Source organism: Bacteroides sp. HPS0048 (assembly GCF_964240755.1).
Taxonomy (GTDB): domain Bacteria; phylum Bacteroidota; class Bacteroidia; order Bacteroidales; family Bacteroidaceae; genus Bacteroides; species Bacteroides nordii.
The window spans coordinates 1-22595 of record NZ_CAXSVC010000042.1 but is presented as its reverse complement, the minus strand read 5'-3'; the positions used below and the strand labels follow the sequence as shown (position 1 = coordinate 22595).

At 37.0% G+C, this 22595-nt stretch carries 21 protein-coding genes; 10 read left to right on the top strand and 11 right to left on the bottom strand.

Annotated features, from left to right (window positions below; genetic code table 11):
• The first annotated feature begins 7 nt into the window (after window positions 1-7).
• The 9 genes from ACESQI_RS21655 to ACESQI_RS21615 all read left to right on the top strand — a co-directional run bounded on the left by ACESQI_RS21655 (window position 8) and on the right by ACESQI_RS21615 (window position 12422).
• Window positions 8-1102 carry a hypothetical protein gene (locus ACESQI_RS21655; protein WP_002558807.1) on the top strand — a complete coding sequence of 365 codons (1095 nt, stop codon included), beginning with the start codon at window positions 8-10 and terminating at the stop codon, window positions 1100-1102.
• A 61-nt stretch (window positions 1103-1163) separates the two neighbouring features.
• Complete coding sequence (locus ACESQI_RS21650) at window positions 1164-1901, top strand: hypothetical protein (protein WP_373127105.1); 738 nt, start codon at window positions 1164-1166, stop codon at window positions 1899-1901.
• A 34-nt stretch (window positions 1902-1935) separates the two neighbouring features.
• Complete coding sequence (locus ACESQI_RS21645) at window positions 1936-5931, top strand: SUMF1/EgtB/PvdO family nonheme iron enzyme (protein WP_373127103.1); 3996 nt, start codon at window positions 1936-1938, stop codon at window positions 5929-5931.
• 140 nt (window positions 5932-6071) lie between these two features.
• The gene (gene ccsA / locus ACESQI_RS21640) at window positions 6072-8531 is read left to right on the top strand and encodes a cytochrome c biogenesis protein CcsA (RefSeq protein WP_373127101.1); all 2460 of its coding nucleotides are present in this window, start codon (window positions 6072-6074) and stop codon (window positions 8529-8531) included.
• A 37-nt stretch (window positions 8532-8568) separates the two neighbouring features.
• Window positions 8569-8883 (top strand): hypothetical protein, encoded by a 315-nt coding sequence (locus tag ACESQI_RS21635; RefSeq protein WP_002558803.1) that lies wholly within the window; start codon window positions 8569-8571, stop codon window positions 8881-8883.
• Window positions 8884-8914: 31 nt separating this feature from the next.
• Window positions 8915-9931, top strand: a complete 1017-nt coding sequence (locus ACESQI_RS21630) for a dihydroxyacetone kinase subunit DhaK (RefSeq protein ID WP_002558802.1) — start codon at window positions 8915-8917, stop codon at window positions 9929-9931.
• A 12-nt stretch (window positions 9932-9943) separates the two neighbouring features.
• Entirely contained in the window at window positions 9944-10561 is a 618-nt protein-coding gene (locus ACESQI_RS21625) for a DAK2 domain-containing protein (RefSeq protein WP_195661252.1), read from the top strand.
• Between the two features lie 34 nt (window positions 10562-10595).
• A complete protein-coding gene (lsrF, locus tag ACESQI_RS21620; RefSeq protein WP_007483473.1) occupies window positions 10596-11468 on the top strand; it encodes a 3-hydroxy-5-phosphonooxypentane-2,4-dione thiolase in 873 nt (290 codons plus the stop codon).
• Window positions 11469-11534: 66 nt separating this feature from the next.
• Window positions 11535-12422, top strand: a complete 888-nt coding sequence (locus ACESQI_RS21615; RefSeq protein WP_281962087.1) for a hypothetical protein — start codon at window positions 11535-11537, stop codon at window positions 12420-12422.
• Between the two features lie 407 nt (window positions 12423-12829).
• On the opposite strand, the gene ACESQI_RS21610 is transcribed toward ACESQI_RS21615, so the two are convergent.
• The 9 genes from ACESQI_RS21610 to ACESQI_RS21570 form a co-directional block, all read right to left on the bottom strand.
• Entirely contained in the window at window positions 12830-13351 is a 522-nt protein-coding gene (locus ACESQI_RS21610; RefSeq protein WP_195661250.1) for a hypothetical protein, read from the bottom strand.
• A 372-nt stretch (window positions 13352-13723) separates the two neighbouring features.
• On the bottom strand, window positions 13724-14374 hold the full coding sequence (locus ACESQI_RS21605; protein ID WP_195661249.1) for a hypothetical protein: 651 nt from the start codon (window positions 14372-14374) through the stop codon (window positions 13724-13726).
• A complete protein-coding gene (locus ACESQI_RS21600; protein ID WP_195661248.1) occupies window positions 14352-14933 on the bottom strand; it encodes a hypothetical protein in 582 nt (193 codons plus the stop codon). Before ACESQI_RS21600 ends, ACESQI_RS21605 begins: the two co-directional genes overlap by 23 nt.
• Window positions 14934-15176: 243 nt before the next feature.
• Window positions 15177-15836 carry a hypothetical protein gene (locus ACESQI_RS21595; RefSeq protein ID WP_195661247.1) on the bottom strand — a complete coding sequence of 220 codons (660 nt, stop codon included), beginning with the start codon at window positions 15834-15836 and terminating at the stop codon, window positions 15177-15179.
• 444 nt (window positions 15837-16280) lie between these two features.
• Window positions 16281-16574 carry a hypothetical protein gene (locus ACESQI_RS21590; protein ID WP_195661246.1) on the bottom strand — a complete coding sequence of 98 codons (294 nt, stop codon included), beginning with the start codon at window positions 16572-16574 and terminating at the stop codon, window positions 16281-16283.
• Window positions 16575-16746: 172 nt separating this feature from the next.
• Complete coding sequence (locus ACESQI_RS21585) at window positions 16747-17283, bottom strand: hypothetical protein (RefSeq protein ID WP_195661245.1); 537 nt, start codon at window positions 17281-17283, stop codon at window positions 16747-16749.
• A complete protein-coding gene (locus tag ACESQI_RS21580; RefSeq protein ID WP_195450298.1) occupies window positions 17280-17576 on the bottom strand; it encodes a hypothetical protein in 297 nt (98 codons plus the stop codon). Before ACESQI_RS21580 ends, ACESQI_RS21585 begins: the two co-directional genes overlap by 4 nt.
• Window positions 17577-17586: 10 nt before the next feature.
• The gene (locus ACESQI_RS21575; protein ID WP_195661244.1) at window positions 17587-18024 is read right to left on the bottom strand and encodes a hypothetical protein; all 438 of its coding nucleotides are present in this window, start codon (window positions 18022-18024) and stop codon (window positions 17587-17589) included.
• A gap of 330 nt (window positions 18025-18354) precedes the next feature.
• Window positions 18355-19377, bottom strand: coding sequence for a FecR family protein (locus tag ACESQI_RS21570; RefSeq protein ID WP_195661243.1), 1023 nt, complete (start codon window positions 19375-19377; stop codon window positions 18355-18357).
• A gap of 361 nt (window positions 19378-19738) precedes the next feature.
• On the opposite strand from ACESQI_RS21570, the gene ACESQI_RS21565 reads away from it, so the two are divergent.
• Window positions 19739-20302, top strand: a complete 564-nt coding sequence (locus tag ACESQI_RS21565) for an RNA polymerase sigma-70 factor (RefSeq protein ID WP_002558789.1) — start codon at window positions 19739-19741, stop codon at window positions 20300-20302.
• Here ACESQI_RS21565 and ACESQI_RS21560 read toward each other — a convergent pair.
• Window positions 20297-20725: a hypothetical protein gene (locus ACESQI_RS21560; RefSeq protein ID WP_195661242.1), complete on the bottom strand. Its 429-nt coding sequence runs from the start codon at window positions 20723-20725 to the stop codon at window positions 20297-20299. The genes ACESQI_RS21565 and ACESQI_RS21560 overlap by 6 nt on opposite strands.
• Window positions 20726-20858: 133 nt before the next feature.
• A complete protein-coding gene (locus ACESQI_RS21555) occupies window positions 20859-21476 on the bottom strand; it encodes a hypothetical protein (protein WP_195661241.1) in 618 nt (205 codons plus the stop codon).
• Between the last annotated feature and the right edge of the window lie 1119 nt (window positions 21477-22595).

The window sequence follows — 22595 nt, the reverse complement described above, 5'->3', positions numbered from 1 at the left end:
GGAAAACATGAATTATTGTGATAAAATAAAATATAGCATATACACCACCGAAATTGCTGATTTCGGAACAATGGCAGATACCTTGCTGGCACAGTTGCCTCAGAGCGAACAGATATTCAGACTAATATTTTTCGGGACACCGGCAAATAATAATGAATATGTAACTCGTCGTAACATTTTAAGTGACAAAATACAACAACGTTATCCCCAGAAGTTACCTGTATTAAGTTATGTATCCCAACCTGCTTTGGATGGCGGACTTACAATGGAAGTACATAGCTATCAGGCAGATGAGAATGATCAAATTATGTATCATCCCAATGAAGGTTTCCCTTATATTACATTGGAAAATGCCGATGGTCGTTTTCTTTTTGCAGGAGGCTTCCATAGCGATGTGTTGAATTTCAATACCCAACAACAATCCGTTGAAGTTTTCCGGTTAGCAAGTGAAGTTTTACATAAGGAGAATTTTCCCATTGAAAACATTATCCGCCAGTGGAACTACATTGAACAAATTACAGGATTTGATGGTGCCGACCAACATTACCAGATGTTCAATAATGTGCGTAGCAACTTCTACAATCAGACTACCTGGAGTATGGGTTATCCGGCTGCTACAGGTATAGGGAGTAATTTAGGAGGTATCCTGGTAGATATTGATGCTGCTGTATTTACCCGTCCGGAATGTTTTGCCACTCCTATTGATAATAAGTTACAGGTAGCAGCTCATGCCTATTCCCCGCAAGTACTGGAAATGGCTCACCAGCAAAAATCAACACCAAAGTTTGAACGTGCCAAAAGTATGACGTTTGATGACAGACAACTCATTTATATATCCGGCACAGCTGCAATCCGGGGAGAAGAAAGCCTGACCGGAGTAGGTCTCGAAAGACAACTTCACATCACTATGGAAAACATAGCCCAACTAACAGGAGACGCACATTTAAAATTATTGCGTGTATACCTGAAAGACAAGTCACATTACCAAGAAGCATATAAGCTACTGAATGACTATCAACTGAACATACCTATTTCTTATATGTGTGCAGATGTATGCAGAGATGAATTACTAATTGAGATTGAAGGCATTGCCATAAAATAAGCCACTCCCTCATCACAATAAATAAAATAGGAGAAATTACTAACCAAATAAATAAATGAAAATGAAGAAAAAACTTAGAAATTCAGTAACCTTAGGAGTTGTTTTACTCTCTATGGTAGCATGTACAGGCAAAACCTCTACATCAGAATCAGCTTGTGGTAACAACGGACAATGTTCCGAACAATGTAAAAATGAATGTAATCAAAACAACTGTAAAAATAAAAAAGAAATGACTTATTCTAAGAAGTACACAAATGCCGATTTTTACAAAGACGGCAAATTCCAGCAAGAAGTTGCTATGGAAGCAATGAAAGACATGTTCGCATTCTATGATGTTCCTTTCACCGAATTAATGGCTAAAGACATGTGGGTTACGGACTTCGGATTAGGAGATTTTGAAAATGTAGGTATGGGTGGTATTTTCTGGGTTAACGACGCAGAACAAAGATACTTCGCACATGCTATCTATCTGTTGCCCGGACAAATGATTCCGGAACATGCTCATGTAGCTACTACATATCCTGCTAAACACGAATCCTGGATGGTTGAAAAAGGATGGGCCTATAACTTCTCTGAAGTAGGAGATGAAACTCCGAATGCCCCTGCAATCCCAGCTACTCACGGTCCTATCAAGAGTAAGAATTTCGTTGTACAAAAGGTAGGCGAAGTACTTCCGTTGAAAGCTTTAACAACCTTCCATTTCCTGATGGCTGGTCCCGAAGGTGCTATTGTCTCAGAATGGGCTACTTACCATGACAATGCCGGTCTTCGTTTTTCAAATCCTAAGGCTGCATTATAATAGTAGAAAAACATAATACCTTAGAATCAACCTTATGAATAAAATATTGCTAATAACACTCTGTTTCTTATCAGCTTCCGCCTCGGCATTTGCCGGGCCGAAGCCTAAGAAAGCAGAGACATGGATTGATGCTTCAGTAAAAGCCAAATCCGAATTGCGTACGCAACTACAAAAAGCAGGAATGCCAGTCATGTCCAAATGGATTAAAGTCAATGACAAGGCAGAGCCTTTTGTTGTGGACTTGAAGAATTGCGATAAGCTGATATTGGTTACCTCCGGTGGTCCTGACGGTAGCAGTTATGATCATGCAATATGGGGGAATGCCCGCCTGATTGCAGCCGACGGTTCTTCTGTATGGTTGGACCAGACTCCGTTTGAATATGGCGTAGCCGGCTGGGATAAACCAAGAATGAACATCAACGCAAATGGCAAACCTATCCGGATTGCCGGAAAAGCTTATGAACACGGTGTATTCTGTCATGCGAACGGCACATTGGTCTATCCGGTGAAAGGAAAATACGTACGTTTTGAAGCAGAAGTCGGTGTTGACGATGACTCAAGAACGGGTAGTGTATATTTTCAGGCATTGAATGTATTACCTAAAGACATCGCCAATCAACTGGCAGAAAAATATCCGAATCAAATTGGAATGCTAAGCAGCCAAATGGATGGATTGGATACCTGGTTGATTACCCCCGATGCTTCTGTTGAAAAACAAGTCGTAGACGCTTTGGCTGGTAAACTAAAAGATGCTTCTTACTTCAAGAACATCATACAACAGATAGCAACCGAAAAAGACGTAAACACACAAATGTACAAATACCTCGAAGTATTTGAAAAGATGCAAAATGTATACGAGGTACAAAATGAATTGGAGTGGCTGAATATAAATGCAATCAAACTGGCATTTGCTGATATGAAACAACAACAAGGGTATGATATAGCCAAATACCAGCCTCTGCTCGATGAACTGCTAAGCCTTTCCCAAAAAGGTTTCGACGGCATTTACAAAGGTGATGCACAAGCATTGGCTAATGCCCGTAAAGCATTGAAAAACAAGCAAGCCATTCTGCTTGGTAACCCTTTACTCAATGGCGACAAAATTGTTGCTACTCGTTTCAAACTGGGTTCAAAAGCACATACAGCTATGGCTCCGGACTTAGGAACACAATCTAACAACTGGAGTAATCAGGAATCCGCACGTCGTAGTGGATTTAATGCCGAAATTGTAGAATTGTCCAATCTGCGTGGTGACAACATTCAGATGCGTCAAATATACAAACCACAAAACTCATCTTCTATCGCAGACCTTAAAATGCATTGGGATGGCGACCGGGTTATGTTTACTGCAACCATGCCCGACAATCGTTGGAATATATATGAGGTTAAATTGGACGGTACCGGTCACAGAATGCTAATAGAAAATGAAGAACCGGATCTGGAATTCTACGACGGTACATATCTACCCGACGGGCGTATGATAGCAACTTCTAATATTGGTTACCAAGGTGTACCTTGTGTCAGCGGTTCCGACCCAGTGGGTAATATGGTGCTTTATGATCCCAAAACCAAAAACATGCGTCGCCTTACATTTGACCAGGATGCCAATTGGAATCCGGTTATTATGCATAATGGTCGTGTCATGTATACCCGTTGGGAATATACCGACCTGATGCACTACTATTCCCGCTTTGTAATGCATATGAACCCGGACGGAACAGAACAAAAGGCCCTGTTCGGAAGTGGTTGTGCTTTCCCAAACAGTACATTTGACATTCAACCTCTGCCTAATCATGCATCTGCTTTTGTAGGTATTATTTCCGGTCATCACGGTGTTGCCCGTTCCGGCCGTTTAATATTGTTTGATCCAACTAAAGCCCGCAAAGGTGCTGCCGGTATGCTTCAGGAAATTCCATATCGGAACCGTCCGATAGTAGAATTGGTAAAAGATGAATTAGTAAACGGCGTATGGCCACAATTTATCAAACCGACTCCTTTGGATGACAAATATTATCTGGTAGCTGCTAAGCTGAACCCACAAGATTTATGGGGTATTTATCTGGTGGACGTATTTGATAACGTAACTTGTCTGATGAAACAGGAAGGTGAAGGATACATTAGTCCGATTGTTGTGCGTAAGACAACTACTCCTCCGGCCATACCTGACAGAGTAAAACTGAATGAAAAAGAAGCAACTGTATTTATCCAGGATATATATGAAGGTGAAGGATTGCGTAATGTACCTCGTGGTACTGTAAAAGAGCTTCGCCTGCATGCGTATGAGTATGCATATCTGAAAACTGTTTCAGATCATAACTGGCATGGTATCCAAAGCGGATGGGACATTAAACGCCAACTCGGAACAGTTCCTGTGGAAGAAGACGGTTCTGTTATCTTCAAAATACCAGCCAATACTCCAATCTCCATCCAGCCGATTGATAAAGACGGAGCTGCTATACAGCTGATGCGTAGTTGGTTGACCGGACAACCGGGTGAAGTTGTTTCCTGTATAGGATGTCACGAAGATCAGAATCAGATTCCTGTGCCTAAGCGTGTAATTGCATCCCAACGTGCACCACACTCTATAAAAGCACCGGAAGGTGGTGTCCGTTCATTTACATTCGATCTTGAAGTACAGCCAATTCTCGACCGTGCTTGTATTGCCTGTCATAACGGCGAAAAAGCATTCGACCTCCGTGCCGGTGCAAAAGACGAACGTGGATATGGTCCTTCTTATCTGAATCTGCATCCATATGTTCATCGTCAAGGTCCGGAAGCTGATATGGCTGTTCTGCAACCCTATGAATATCATGCCAATACCAGTGAGTTAATCCGTATCCTTAAAAAGGGACATGCAAATGTGAAGCTGACCGACAAAGAATGGAGAACATTGTATACATGGATTGATTACAATGCCCCGGATAAGGGCTACTTCAATGCTAATAAGATCAAAGACTTCCCATATCAGGGTTTTGACCAGATCGAACGCCGTACGGAACTTACCAATAAATATGGTAATGGCATGGGAGTAGACTGGAAAAAAGAGATCGCTGACTATGCAACCTATCTGAAAGGTAAAGGAGAAGTTACTCCGGTTCTTCCGGAAGCTGCCGCTCCTGTAAAAGAAAAAAATGTAAAAGTGAAAAACTGGCCTTTCGATGCCAACGCAATCAAAGCGATGCTGGCAAACGAAAAGGAAACACGCAAAGAGGTTGTATTGGCTCCCGGAGTCAAACTTACCTTCGTTCGTATTCCTGCCGGAGAGTTTGCTATGGGTAGCTGGAACGGATCTGCCGACAATCGTCCGGTATCTAAAGTAAAAATTGCAAAATCATTCTGGATGGGTGAAGTAGAAATCACTAATGAACAATACAATGTCATTTTCCCCGACCACGACAGTCGCTACGTAGACCAGTTATGGAAAGACCATGTACATTTCGGTTACCCTGCCAATCAGCCGGAGCAACCCGTTATTCGTGTTAGTTACGAAGATGCTATGGCGTATTGTAAGCAACTGAGCGAAAAGACCGGCCTCAACATCACCCTCCCCACGGAGGCACAATGGGAATGGGCTTGTCGTGCAGGAAGTGATTCTGACTTCTGGTATGGTAACAGCAATACAGATTTTGGTAAGTTAGAGAACTTTGCGGACGAAAGTTGCAATAAAATGGCTGTAAGTGGCGTTAATCCACAACCAATGTCTAAGAATTCATACTGGTATAAATATTACTCTTATCTGCCTAAAGAGGAAAGTGTAAACGATGGAGCGATGAACCAGGTTGATTCTAAAAATTACCAGGCCAATCCATTTGGATTACACAGCATGCACGGAAATATAGCAGAATGGACCCGTTCGGACTACATACCTTATCCTTATACTGAAAAGGTAAAGAATCCTTCGGAATTCAAAGTTGTACGTGGTGGTTCTTATATTGAACGTCCTAAAGTCTCAACTTCTTATGCCCGTAAAGCCTACTACCCGCATCAGCGAGTATTCAATGTAGGATTCCGTGTAATTATTGAAGACTAATTAAACAGTTGACAGTGGACAATTGACAATTGACAGTGAGCAGGGCAACTGCCCACTGTCTACCGTCAACTCTTCATTGTCAATTGTCAACTATCAGCTGCCAACTGTTATCAATTGTCAACTCTAAAAGTGATTTTCCTATGAAAGTAAATTTCCACAAGCCCCTCTCTTCTTATGTAACAACCATTGTGTTGTTGCTGATCTACGCTGTTGCACTCGCTGCCGCTACTTTCATTGAAAAATACCATGGCACTGCAACAGCCAAAACGATCATCTACTATTCGCCTCTGTTCTTTTTGCTTCAATTATTGATGGTTATCAATTTTGTAGCAATTGTTATCAAGCGCCAATATCTTAAAAACCGGAAATGGGGTATGTTAGTCACTCATTTTGCTTTTATCATCATTTTCCTGGGTGCTTTTACCTCTTTCCTTTTCAGTGAAGAAGGCATCCTTCATCTTCGCGAAGGAGAAACGAGCAATCAAATCACCGTTCGCTCTGCCGATAATAACACAAGTATCCACACCTTACCCTTCTCTGTGGAACTAAAGAAATTTACGTTGACCCGCTATCCGGGTTCTTCCAGTCCCTCTTCCTATGAAAGTGAAGTTGTAGTACATGTGGACGGTGAAACACGTCCCGAACGAATATTTATGAACAATGTGTTAGATGTAAAGGGTTACCGGTTCTTTCAGGCATCTTATGATCCGGACGAACAAGGTACGATTCTCTCTGTCAACCGTGATGTTGCAGGACGCAACATCACTTACACAGGGTATCTTTTGCTTGTCATCGGACTGGTTCTATGCTTTATTGGCAAGAATACCCGATTCATGTCATTGAGCCGTCGGTTAAAAGAATTACATACCGCAACTAAGATAATAGCCTGCCTGCTCTTCTTTATAGCCTTTCCTTCTGAAAGCAGAGCAAACGAGAATAACTCCCCAATGATGGATATCGTACAGAAACATAAAATTTCTCCTGCACATGCCGAAGTTTTTGGTTCTTTACCAATCCAGTCAAATAGTGGGCGTACCATGCCAATCAACACTTTTTCTTCCCAAATACTCCGAAAGCTACATAAATCGGATAAAATCGGAGGTTTAAACTCAGACCAATTCCTTATCAGTTTACTGGTGATGCCGGATGTATGGATGCGCATACCGTTTATTGCCGTATCCAATCCAGAGTTAGCAAGTTATTATAATCTGCCTGCCAAACAATGTGCATACGCGGAAGTGTTTGACAATAACGGCTACTACAAGTTACAGGAGAAGCTGGAAGAAGCATATAACAAAATGCCTAACCAACGTACCCGATTCGACAAAGATTTGATGAAATTGGATGAACAGATCAACATCTTCCACCAGCTTATCAACCGTCAGATGCTGAACCTCTTTCCAAAAGAAGATGATCCCAACCATAAGTGGTATGCTCCCGGAGATGACCTTTCGGCTTTTACAGGAAAGGACTCCATGTTCGTAGCCCGTATTATGGACTGGTATCTGGAAGAGGTACAGGAAGGTCTGAAAAGTAACGACTGGACAAAAGCCAACGAAGTTGCCGGCATGATCAGTACTTACCAGCAAGCCAAAAACAAAACACTCGACATCAGCCCTAAAAAGATACAGTCTGAACTGAAATATAATAAGATGGATGTATTTCGCTATTGTAAAATCGGCTATCTTATTCTGGGTGGTCTGCTGCTCATCTTTACATTCATCGTACAGTTTCAGCAGAAACGCTGGATAAAGTCTATAGTCTGGATATTGGGGATTCTGGTACTTATCGTATTCCATTATCACATGTACGGTATGGGAATGCGATGGTATATTGGTGGATATGCCCCTTGGAGCAATTCATACGAAACAATGGTATATGTGGCCTGGGCTACTGTCCTTGCCGGTCTGCTGTTTGTACGCCGCAATACAATTACTTTAGCACTGGCTACCTTGTTCGGTGGTATCATTCTTTTTGTATCCGGTCTGAACTGGATGGATCCGGAAATAAGTCCCTTAGTTCCGGTACTTAAATCTCCCTGGCTAATGTTCCATGTTGCCATTATTGTAGCTGCCTATGGTTTCTTCGGCGTCAGTTGCCTGATGGGATTAACCAATATGGTTTTGATGATCTTCGCCGGCAAGAAACGAACGAGTCAGCTGATTATTCGTATCAAAGAGTTAAATATCATCAATGAAATGTCATTATTAGTAGCGCTGGCTTTGATGACGATCGGTACTTTCCTGGGGGCCGTCTGGGCAAATGAGTCCTGGGGACGTTATTGGGGATGGGATCCTAAAGAAACCTGGGCACTGATTACTATGGTTGTTTATGCCATTGTCACCCACCTGCACCTGATAAAACGTTGTAATACCCTTTGGTTATTCAATGTCGCTTCAGTCATCGCATTTTCATCCGTATTAATGACCTTCTTCGGAGTCAACTATTTCCTTAGCGGAATGCACTCATATGGACAGAACGACAATGTAAACAATATATTGATCTACCTGTACTTTGCCTCAATTGTTATTATTGTATTAGCATTTTTCTCTTACAGGAGTTGGAAAAAGAATCCTGAGTTAAATCCGAACAAGTCATAAACCAATAGTTATTATAAACACTTAAAACGAATAAATTATGAGAACATTCAACCACGTAGGTATCGTCACTACCGAACACAAAGAAGGCGCCTTCTTTAATGAAGGGCTCAGCGTATGGCTGACAGACTATAGCAAAAGTCCTAACAGAATCGAGTTTCTTAAATTCGAAGAAGGCAGTTGTATGCCCGAATTGGTACAAAAGCAAGGTCACATTGCCTACACAGTACCCTCTCTGGAAGAAGAGCTAAAAGGTAAGAAGGTTATTTTTGGCCCTGCCGTATGCGATGAACACCTCACTATTGCTTTCATAGAAGAAGAGGGTATTTCTATCGAACTAATGGAAATTAAATAAAAACTAATCTCAAAATAAGGAGGAAAACATCATGTCAGACATCAAAACTAAATTTATCAACAACCCCGAACAAATTACTCCCGAATTGTTGGAAGGCTATGTAATGGCTTATGCCGATCAAGTAAAACTGGGAGGTGAAAATATTGTAGTACGTACCCATGCAAAGGACGAAAGTAAAGTAGCTATTGTCACCTTGGGTGGCTCCGGTCATGAACCTGCATTGAGTGGTTTCGTTGGCGAAGGTATGCTGGATTGTTCTGTAGTAGGAGATATTTTTGCAGCTCCCGGTGCACAACGTGTATTCCAGGCATTGCAGCTGATGAAACGTGAAGCAGGTATATTACTGGTCGTATTGAATCACTCCGGTGATATAATGAGTGCAAACATGGCTTGCCAGTTGGCAGAACGTGCAGGTATCAAAGTAAAACAGATATTGACACATGATGACATCAGTGCCGGAATTGATGCTAATACAGAAGATCGTCGTGGGCTGGCCGGTTGTGTTCCTTTGTATAAAATATTAGGAGCAGCAGCAGAAGAAGGCAAGTCATTAGACGAGCTTATCGAAATCGGCGAACGGTATAACAATAAGGTAGCCACACTTGCTGTAGCTATGCGTTCTTGTACCCATCCTCAGAATGGCGCAACAATCACGGATCTGCCTGCCGGTATCATGGAGATAGGAATGGGCCAACACGGTGAAGGTGGTGGTGGTCAAAAGCCACTTGTATCAGCCGATGCTACAGCTGCCGAAATGGTAGACCTGCTTTGCCAGCAGCTCAAACCCAAAGCCGGAGATAAAATGATGCTTATCATCAACGGTGTAGGTGCCACTACTCACATGGAACTGAATATCATATTCCGCAAAGCTTATAAGGAACTGGAAGCACGTGGTCTGCAAGTAGTTGTAAGCCGTATACAGGAGATACTGACTGTACAGGAACAAGCAGGTTTCCAAATGATTATGGGTATTCTGGACGAAGATCATATCGACTATTTGAAGAACAAACGTGCTAACGCACCTTACTGGACAACTATTGGCAAATAAAAGCAAAAGAAAATGACACAACTGACTATTGATAATTTCAAAACAATGCTTACCACTGCTTTAGCAAATATCAAAGCACGTGAAGATGAGTTTTCCAAGCTGGATGCCGTTATTGGTGACGGTGACCACGGACAAGCAATCGTAACAGCCATGAGCGCCATTGTTGCCACCGCAGAGAAAGGAACTGAGTTCAAAACGATGCTGAATGACATGGGATTCGATGTTATGTTACAAGTAAGCGGTTCAACCAGTACTTTACTGGGAGCTTTCTTCCTTGGCATGAGTGATCATGTAAGTGGCACACAATTGGATGCGGCTACTGTAAAAGCCATGTTCGCCGGCGGACTTACTAACGTACAAAAGCAGACTAAAGCTCAGAAAGGTGATAAAACAATGATGGATGCCCTGATACCTGCTGTCGAAGCTATTCAGAATTGCCCTTCAGACGATATCAAAGAATTGATAAATGCAGGAGCCGAAGCAGCTTTAGCGGGTGCTCAGTCCACAATTGAACTTAAAGCTAATTTCGGACGTGCACGCAACTATGGTGAACGGTCTATAGGCTATATGGATAGCGGCGCTGCTTCCTGGAGTTGTATGTTCGCTTCATTCTCAGAAGCTATAAAGTAAAAATGTATTTCGAATAAATATCAAATATAAAGAAATGGCAGATTTAGATGATTTAAGAGAAGGTGCAAATTTTGGTTTAGACATTGCATCTCAACAACAACACTTTCACGTGAAAGGTGCAGAAAATGCAGCATGGGGTATGAAAGACCGTTTATCACGTATCTTTAACCCCAAAACAGGTAAATCCGTTATGTTGGCTTGCGACCACGGTTTTATCATGGGGCCTACTTCAGGACTCGAACGTATTGACTTAAATATAGTCCCGTTAATGGAATATGCAGACTGCCTGATGTGTACACGAGGCATTTTACAGTCGGTTATCCCCGCTAATACAAAGACTCCTATCTGTCTGCGCTCTGATGCCGGTACTTCCATCCTTACTGATCTGAACGACAATGTACTGATTGATGTAGAAGACGCTATCCGTATGAACGTATCAGCCATGGCTGTTATGTTGGCTATTGGTGACGAAGCACACGAAGCAAAAACCGTAGCCAATTTGTATAAAGCTGTAGACAAAGCAAGTCGTTACAATATTCCCGTGATGGGGGTAACAGCCGTAGGTAAACAAATGGCACGCGATGCCCGTTATTTTGGCTTAGCATCCCGCATCTGTGCAGAGAACGGTGCCAACATTGTAAAGACCTACTATTGCGAGGGATTTGAGAAAGTGGCAGCAGCTTGTCCGGTTCCTGTAGTTATTGCCGGTGGTAAGAAACTCCCCGAGAAAGAAGCACTTGAGTTATGTTATAACGCGATCAACGATGGTGCTGCCGGGGTAGATATGGGACGCAATGTATTCCAAAGTGAATCGCCTGCGGCTATGATCCAGGCTGTACATGCTGTAGTGCATGACGGATTGACTCCGGAACAAGGTTTTGAAATGTTCCAGGATTTATCTAAATAATCAACTAATTGAGAATTGGGAATCGATCAAATCAGGTTCCCAATTTTCAATTAACACACATACATTATGAAGAGAATATTATTTTTTCTATGTTTTACTCTCCCACTCTTCCTTAATATCTCCGGAAAAAACAAAACTGAGAAATTATTATTAGGTGGTTCGGGATGGAATAAGATCGTCATTATAGACAAAGATTCAAAACAAATAGAGTGGGAACATCCTTTACAGAAAGGTTGGGAATGTAACTCTGTAGCTGCAACTCCGGACGGAAATATTTTATTTTCCTACGCCAAAGGTGCCAAAGTAATCAACCGGGATCATAAGGAGATCTGGAATATTACAGCACCTGAAGGTTGTGAAATGCAAACTGCCCGCGTGTTATCCAACGGTAATTACCTGTTAGCCTGGACAGGACATCCGGCTGTCATTATGGAAGTGAGCCCGAAGGGTAAAATTCTCTCCCGTACAGAATATGAAACAGGGATTGACCGTGCCCACTCTCAGTTTCGCCAGCTGAATAAAAACAAGCGTGACAACTATCTTATTCCTCTCATATCTACCTCTGAAGTACGTGAAATATCTCCTTCCGGCAAACTAATCAACTCCTTCAAAGTAGAAGGTACACCCTTCACTACATTAGAGTCAACTGATGGTAACTATTGGATTGCTTGCGGTGACGGGCATACCTTAATCGAAGTCAATCCGAATGATGGCCAAATCATCCGGCGTTATAATGAGAATGATATCAAAGGAGTCCGGCTTTTCTTCACAGCCGGTCTTTGTAAAAGTTCTGATGGTAACCTTTATATATGCAACTGGCAAGGGCACAGCCATGACGCCAATGCAGCAAACAGCCCGCAACTTTTCGAAATAAACCAAAAAGGAGAAGTGATCTGGAGCCTAAACGACAATCAAACATTTGGAATGATATCAGCAGTCAGTACGATAAACTGACCCTATACAACAGAATGACTATAAACTCCCCGGAATATTAAATAAAAGGGGAGCTTATAGTTATCACATCAGCTACAAAAAACATACAAAATCAAGTTGAAAATTTTGTAATATATTCTCCAGGTAATCCCATTCACGGTTAGCAATGAATATTCCATATGCTCTACTCCCTATACAAACGACTTTAACTGTAACTTTATGAGAAAATATATTCCTACTCGAAAGTAAGCATATCACCAAATTCAAAAATATTTTCTTAATCTCAAAGTTCTTAGTAACTTGTCATATTTATCATTGCCCGTTATACCTTTTTGGAGTAGTTCTTTATATCTCATTTTTATATAGTACGTAAAGAGATGAAATTAATACAAACAAATAAAAGCTTAGATTTACAATTACCGATTTATTCAAAACCCTTTATGCCTGATATAATAAAAATGTCCTTTATCTACGCAATATAATAAAAAATAATTTTCCAACTCATTAATGTAGATGTAGCTATAATAATTTCGCGGATTATCTAATTCTTTATAAAAAGAAGAGGAACATGCTTGTCCATTGAAATCATTCATTGTCAACAAAAACATATAAAGTTTTGTAGTTACAGAATCAATAGGACAGTTTCTCCATTTAGAAACCGAGACAGTACTATCCAACTTTCGCCCCTCCCATTCACTCTTTATCTGGGGATAATCCATATTAATAGAACTATTTTTCATTTTGTATAAATAAAAATCAAAAAGCTCTCCTTTAAAATTCAACCCAAGAAAATCAACACCACAAACTTTTACAGCTTCATCTCTATAATTAAAAAAAATCATTTTGAACTCTTTTTCTTTTAAAGGAGTAAACGTTTTCTCATCAATATAAAGATACAAGAAAAGACATCCTACACAAATTAATAAAAATATAAATAATGGCTTCTTCATAAATCATTTTAAATCATTTATTTTTAACAGGAATTTTAGTTATCCATATATAAAAAGATTCCTGATGTACTTCCATAAAATTTGGTGTTTTAATAATTATTAAATGATTTCACTTTCATTCGGAGATATCCAAACTCCCACAACATCAACAGGATTCAAACTACATTTCAAAGGTTCTGTTCAACAAAAACATAAGTTGTAAAGCTATAAAAATCACCAGATATTTTTAGATATCTATATCAAAATGCTTTCTATCTTCATAGTCTGTAGCATTTAGTCTATCCACATAATATAAAGCTAAATGTAATCAACCTTTTAAACAATCTCAATGCTTCTTCTTACAACCAAAATTATCCAATCTTTAGTGATCCCTCAATACTGCCTCAAATACTTTCGATAATATTCTTGAGGAATATCTGCTTTAATCCCCCATCCCTCTGCATATTCATTATGAATAATATGTTTAACAGCATACGACTCAGCTTTTTTAAACTTAAAATGATCTGTTTTAGTATTCCATACAATATGAGTTATGAGATTAGAAATACTATCAAACTTTGAACGGGAATTAGTACCTACAAAAGAGTCTAATGACAAAGTAAAAATTAAAGAATCATTTGGATAAATAGTCGTATTTTCAGCACTAAATGATAAATTTTCAGAAAACAAGGGTAGAGAGTCTCCATTAATAAGGTAACAAGTCACTGAATTACGATCTTGGTTCATTTGATCTTTATCAAAAGGAATTTTTCCTAAGACTATAGTATCTATACCATGATTTACCACTCTACAATTAAAAAAGAGATAACCATATCCTGTCACTAAAGTTGTATCTTTCTCTGAAACAAGCATAAATGCATTTTCTATTTCTATTTTTTGGTCTTCTTTTATTGATAAATTATTGTAATTACAAGCCATCAATATCAACAATAGGATTCCAGATATATTATTTACGTTCTTTCTGCTCATAATATCTTTACTCGTATCACACAATTCAGTTTTACCATTTACCACTATAGACATATTGAATTCTTTTATTTACATAAAGATATTGCCAAATGCAGTAAGGATGAGTGGCCAAATCATTCGCAAAAAATCTCCGTGGGTCAACACAACGAAAAGTAAAGTACTTTCTTGTCTTTTTAAACAGACGATTCGCATATAAGCCGTCACAGAAGAAACAAGCTCCCTTATAAAAGAAAATATTTTTATGCCGTCCATAATTAAACTGTTGACTACCAACAGGAACATTTTCAATTACAATTGATGCACTATCCCCACTCATTTTCTGTACAAGAAAAGAAAAATTATTTTCCACATACCTTCCCGTTTTCTCCATATAAAATTCATTTGTGAGCTTTATAACAGAATCAAGCAATACATTCAGTTCATCATCTACTTCATAAACTCTAAACTTCATTGTTATAGAATCTTCAGACACATAAGGTCGAAAACGAACAAATTCCTCTTCCTTTGTTGATGAAATTACTTCATATCTATCCGTAATATTATAATAAGCTGTACTTCGACAAGCACACAACATAACTAATATAATCAATAAACAATAAGTATTTTTTTTCATTGAGCGAATTTTAAAAACATAATCTTAATGAACTGTTTATATGGATAATATTTTCCCTCATTTAATATTCTTGTTTTCCCTTTAAAATCTAAAATAATTCATTGAAATATAATTAATTACATTTTTTCATTAGCCCTACATTTAAAATTAACTATTGCAAAATTGAACAATTTTTATCATAATAAATACCAGTATTATCTCAAATTCTATCAATAAAGTTCCTATATTATGAATACTATTGAACTATTCCTCATCACAATACGGAACCCACTCTTTCAGACCCTCTACATCAATAATTGTTGAATAAGAGTTAACCTTGACGATAAAAAATAAATTTATAAACCGTGCTTTTCTATTAACAAAATCAACATCTATATCAAGCGGAAAACGTTTTTCTTCAGTGTTTAATAATTTAATTCTTAAAGCTTCTCCATCTACAAATATACATTTATATAAGTATTTATCATTGGTTGTATCAATATAGTATGGAGAAATTCTCCCTGTTGCAGAAAAAATAGCAATTCCTTTTGATAAATTTAGATTCAAGTTGAAAACTTCCTTGATGTATTTTTCAACTTGTTTTGATACAGGTAAGTAGTAAATAGAATCTTTATTAAGGTTATTTGCAAAGGGCATGCTCTTTGCAATATTTTCACTACAATTAATTGCTACATTATCAATATCTAAAGGAATAAAAAAAGAGATACTTGTATAATCAATTGGAATTGAATATGATTGGTTATTGATTCTTTTTATTTTTTGATTATAAGAATAGATTATTTCATCTTTGAGAAATCTTGTCACATAATATCCCTTTATATTAACCAAGGAATCTACAGTCTGAGAAAATCCGTTAAAAGTGATGCCAATAAAGGCAAATAAACAAATAAGTAGCTTATCCATAAATTATTATTTTTTAGTCCATAACCATCCAACTACATCGCCTGTTGATCTTGGCAAATCTCGTTTTTTAAATATTATTTTTGTGAATTTATCACTCATACTTGGGTAATTATGTGATATAGTAGTACTCCCCCCCCTTATTTGATTTGTAACAAGAATTGATGACACTATATCCATTACAGAAGATTACTATGTTCTACTCCCATTCACTCTTTATCGGGGACTACACTACTACAAATTTACCGTTACCAGATGTAATGCCATATAATAAAGAGTAAATCCTAATGAAAGACAGACTAACTCTTCATTGTATATAAAATTGGGACATACAGAGATAGTAAAGCCTATATTAAAGCTAAAGAGGCATAATTGAGACGGCCCAATAAACATCGCGACATCTATTTCACCACAATATATATCTAATCAGGTATATAGTAAACTAAATTATTTTATATAAAGTGTATTCATCATAGCATCCGAGTAATATTCAACTTTTGTGTTCGCACACTCTTTTTTCACTAGAATTGCTACTTGCTCACCTTCTTCATCTAGTGTTTTAATCCTTTCCGAATCTGAATATTGATTAAAAAATTCAGACCCATATTTTGTCAACCATTTTTTGAGCTTATCTATTAAAGCTGGGCTAAGATTTAATGACTCAGGAAGTATATATCCTCCATTGTATTTGTCTCTAATCCCAGTCCCACTAAAATAACCATCAATTATTACATATTCCATAACGTTTATAATTATTTAATAAGGTCTAAAGAAACGATGATCTATTACCCCCTTCTTGTTTACTCCTATTTCATTAACTCCATTTCTGCCATTCATACTTCCACTTAATCTATAGACACTAATTGCTTTAGTAGATAAAATTACATTATCAAAGCTATATGGAAACAGGAATTTATTTAAATTCTTTTATTTTCGTGAGCTCTCCACTTTCATCGTAATATTTCCATTCACCGTATTCAAAAACAAAATCAGAATCGGCACTTTTATCCCAAAGTAAAATACCCTCAGATTTTTTACTACCATTCGGATGGAAAGAAATACTATAACAACGATACGGACATATCCCTTGTGCGTGATGTTCTAAAGGAATCTGATATGTATTTTTTTGAAAATCGCTCTGCATCATTAGTAAATGTCCGTAATCACCAAAAATATACCAGATACCAGTTTCTATATCATTTTTATACTCCCCCATACTTACAAGTTCATTTCTTACCGTATTAAACATCTTGTATATACCATTCTTTTTACCTTTATGATAATATGTTTCAGTACGAAAATGCTCATTAACATTCTCTTTCCAAAAACCTTCTTTTTGGCCTTCATTATTAACTTGGTTAATCTCATCAACATATCCTTTTTGTGCAACAGCATCAAAATAGGATAAGAAAAAAAACGCTACAAATAAAATCAAAAAATTAATTTTCATATTTCTACAATGTAATAAGTACCTAAGTCTATACCAGGAGTTCCCGGATCATTTTTTTCTATAGTAGTAGTGGTCCCCCCAAATAAATAAACGGTCCCATCCGTATCCGTTACACGAAATCCTAAAGTAGAGGTCCCTGTAGGAAGAATTACTTCAAATCTAATTCCCGTATAAGGTACCGGAACTAATGTTATTCCTTCATTTTGGTACTTTCGAAGATAAAAACAACCCGACTTACCCTTTAATCTATAATAATATTTATCAGATTGAGTATCAATCTCATTATTAAGCATTCGTAAACGATTATAGGGGGGTATAAGTATTAGCAAAATCAAAATTTGTAAGTTTCCCAAATGGGACTTGCTCATAATAATAATAACCGGATAATTGCCTAAAATCATCATGCCCTCTAATCTCTCGTACAATCTGAAAATCAGAACTCAGCGACCAACCCAATCCTGTATAAGCACTTTCTTCTTTTGCCTTAAATCCTCCGGCATGATAGCTAATTACAAGCGGCAAACTACTCTCACGGCCTTTCAGCTCAAAAAGAGGAATTTCTATCCGGGGAACACCTGTATTATAATCTACCGGGAAATTAATACACTTGGCTAAACTCGCAGCTTCTGGAGCAGGAGGAGGTTTTACCGGATAACTGAATTGTGAAGGAACACCTTGAGCCAATAAAGGGGATACAAATGATCCTAATAGGATAATACAAAATAAATAATGGCTTTTCATAAGCGCTAAATTTAAAATTAACCATTGTAAAAATAGACAATTTTTAACAAAATAATTATCTGCATTATCTCAAATATTATCAATAAAGTATCTATTTCAAGAATATAAAACTTTTACTATAGAAAAAAAGACAAATAAAACGATATAAGCCTCCTCTTTATCAAAAGGAATAGGTACAACCATATATCAAATAAAGAGATATCACAATTCATTAATCATACATAGTTTTATCTATTTAAAACCAAAATTTATAAAAGAATTATCTAAGTTAAACCAAACAAAGTAATAAAAAAACTCATCGCCCTCCGGCGATGAGCATCTATAATAATCTCAATACAAATCTACTATTACTCTCTCCCTCGTAAACGTTCCGTCAGCCTGTTGCATCGGCTCTTCCATTCTCCACTTCATAGTAACCGATTTACCCAAATAATCGAGAATCTGATAGAGCGTTTCGTTCCTGAAAGTAGCCCTATATTTATACTCTTTCCCCGATATATTATTAAATTGAATATCAATATTAAAATGACGTGACAATCTCTTCAACATATCAGGCAAAGGAGTATTCCTAAATATCAATTCACCGTCTTTCCAGGCTATCTTCTCAAATACATCAACCTCAGATTTGACATATTGCGACGCCTTTTTGTCATAAAGCAGACGTTCACCCGGCTGTAAAGACTCAGCTTCCTCATATCCGGGTATAAGTACATTTACATGTCCGGATTCCAGCACGGCCTCAACATAACCTTCATTTTCATAGGAACTGACATTAAAACGGGTTCCGGTTACAAATACACGTACTCCCGAAGGGGTATTAACATAAAAAGGATGCTCTTTATCAGATTGTACTTCAAAATATGCTTCACCTTGCAAATCCACCTCGCGTATATTTTTACTAAAGATAACCGGATAACGAAGGGTACTCCCCGAGTTTAGCCAAACGACCGAATTATCAGGCAATTCATAACGCACCACAGAACCTGTAGAAGCTGTTATACTCGCATATTGTATTTTTTCATCCGACGATTCATTAAAATACAAATACCCTAATATCACAGAGGAGAGAAATAAGGGCAAAGCCAGAAATGCAGCACACCGGATCAATTGGTGCTGCAATCTTTTATTCTTCTTTCTTCTTATCTGATTTTGAGTTTTCCCAAAAGCAGTTTGTACATCAATCGTTTCCATCTCTCTGATGTCATCTCCCAAAGCCAATGCCATCCGAAGGTCCTGAAATAGTCTTCGGTGCTCCTCCGACTCATTCAACAGGATCTCCACCTTCTTTTGCTCGGCTTCAGTGCATAAGCCTTTACAATAGCGAAAAAATAAATCTGAATCTTTATATTCCATTTGTTTTTAAGTTATCTTTTTCGTTTTTCAACTATTACCGGATAAATTATAATCGGGTAAATCGTTGGTCCGCTTAAACTATCTACTATTTGGGATGCCAATTTACTCTATTCTTGTCGAATAATTAATAAAAACATAAAACTAATTTTCTCTAAGAATCATAAAATCATAAATATATATCCCACGGCTTTTCAATGTATACTCACCTTATCTATATTACAATTAAAACCACCTCCAAAGGACAACTCCTCTTCTATTTTTGAAAAAACAGTCCTAATCAGTACCTTTTCAAAGCACTATTTACTATTTTTGTGACGACTTTGGCTATGATACAATAATAAATACCCTAACAGCAGATGCAATGAGAATACGCCTTCGCGAAAGTAATAACGAGAAAGAATTCAGAAAGCTGTATGAAGAATACTATGCTCCTTTCTGTCTGTATGCGAAGAGATTCATAAATGATATGACAGTCTGTGAAGACCTCGTTTCCGACGTATTTGTTTCTCTCTGGGATAAACGGGATTCAATCGAATTAAAAAAAGAGACAGCAACCGCATATCTGAAAATATGCGTGCGCAACAGTTGCCTCAACCACCTGAAACACATGGAATATGAATGGAACTACAATGAGTTCTGTCAAAAGCAGTCTCCCATCTATGCCACAGAGACAGACAGTGTATATACTTTGAACGAACTTTATGATATGCTATACAAAACACTGCAACGCCTTCCCGAAAACTACCGCATTGTATTTATCAAAAGCTTCTTTGAAGGTAAAACGCATGCCGAAATTGCACAAGATATGAATCTTAGTGTAAAATCGATCAATCGATATAAACAGAAAACAATGGAATTACTCAGAGAAGAACTCAAAGAGTATCTGCCTGTATTGCTTCTAATAATATTACAGCACAGATTATAATCTATGTTTTACAATTTTCTTTTTATCAAGATATTTTTGATTATAAAATTTCTCATTTGTTTTTATATTAATCAAACTATCCCGACTATACAAAAAATGCATACCAGATATGTCAGGAACATTATATCCTTCAACATCTGTAGGATAAACAATAAGTTCATTATCAATTAATGCATACTTAATTATCATTGAACGACCTATCCCTCCATAACGTTTCCAATATTCCAAAATTGAATCATTTCTTAAAATAATAGATTTCACATCACTCTCCACGATTTTTTTCCTGATTTCATTTTCACTATAAATATCTGAATCAATAGAAGGTATAAACCTATATACCTGAGTATCAAAACCAATTTTACATGACACAATAACAAATGCAATAAGCATTAATGATACGAAAAGAAATAAATTCTGTTTCATGGTAAAAGTTCATATATAGGTATTAAATCGTAAATTCTGCTCCCACAAAATTATAAAATATCCATAGCATCAGATACAGAAAGGGCTATATCTGTAACCTCCAATTATTTATATTCTTTCTGCTACATTTAAACTACATCAGTAAACTATCACGAAGAAACACATACTCCTTCTCTCCAATTTTATAAAGACATGGCATAGTTTCAGGGAGATTTATATGAATCTTTCGATTTAAAACTTTTGTATCTAAATTAATATTATCCAGAGGAGGTATATAATACAATGAATCACGCAACAATGAATATATCTTCAGGGGATATTCACAATAAGAGACGCTATCAAATCTTAAAGGATTACATTTCAAAATTAAATTTATAGGAGCTCCTGTTTTACCCTCCTGTTCCGGAGAAAAGGGAGGAACATTATAAATCCCAGGGAAAACATCCAGAAGATCAATCTCTGAAACAGAAAATTCAAACGGCTGATTACCATTCTTAAGTAAAAAACGACTCTCAATATTTGAAGATAAATCTAAATAGAAAGAAGAATCAGATTTATTGTAAATCTCAATATACAAATATATTTCCAACAAATCAGAAAAAAGAGATACTGAGTTATCCTTACCACAAATCCGAACATACGAGATAGTCATATCCACTAAAGGATCTACTTTCACGTCCTCTAAACAACGAAAATTACGTATAGCTTCTATATCGTAATAACTCTCTAGTTCTCTTTTTCGGGTAAACATACTTTTATCACACGACTTACATTAAAAAAAATACCATGTAAAATTACTATATTGAGCCCCTTCTAAATATGGCCATATTTTATCTACTATTTTACCTGGCAATTTTGGTTTACCCTGCAAATAAAACAAAAAAAATATTTACCATTATATTCTATAATATCAGTTGGTTCTCGATCTTCAATTGATTCAGGGATAAAAGATCCATCTCCAATTATTACATAAGAATAAAAATCAGAATACGTAAGTCCTACAATCTGTGTAAATCGAGATAATGAATCAGTGTCAGCCAAATGTTTTAAATGATCTAATAACTCTTCATCTATTTTATTAGGATTTATATTTACCTGGCAACTGCTCAATAATATCACAATGAATATACAACTTCTACTTATAATGTTTTGATACATCCAATAATGTTTTGATACATCCAAATTACTTTATTCATAAACAATTTCACTACAAAAAAAACAACAATCCAAACAAGGTCCTCAGCTTCTGTCTATTCGTAGTCCTATTTTTCTTTCTAACAAGATAATACAAAAAAATAAATAAAAACTTTTCATAAACATCATATTCATAATTATCAATTGTAAAAATAAGCAATTCTTAACAATACTACTATCAGTATTCTCTCAAATATTATCAATAAAATATCTATATACAAAACGATAACCATTACTAAAAAAAATAACACAAAACATTACTGTAACCTATCATCCTCCCTTATAATATCACATATAGATACTCAATTCAACCACCCTTTATTATATAAATCAAAAATAAAGAGTTCATTCCTTTTAAACACCCTTCTTCTCTATAAATTCATTCATTATGAGAGCTATATAAAACAATATACTTTAGACCTCCTAAAGCAGCTATTCTTTATTTGCATATCTACTGACTTTAGCATATCTTTGCTACATAATTTAAGACTAAAAACATCCCCATGTTTTCTACCAAAACACCCGGATGTTCTTATATAAAACATCTGCATGTTTTTATTTAGAACATCCGGATGTTTTAATAATAGATATCACAAGACCAGGGCCGACGCATTAAATAAATTACTATTGCATATGTACTTTTCTTATTGTTATTTAATTGAATATTAATTGTTTA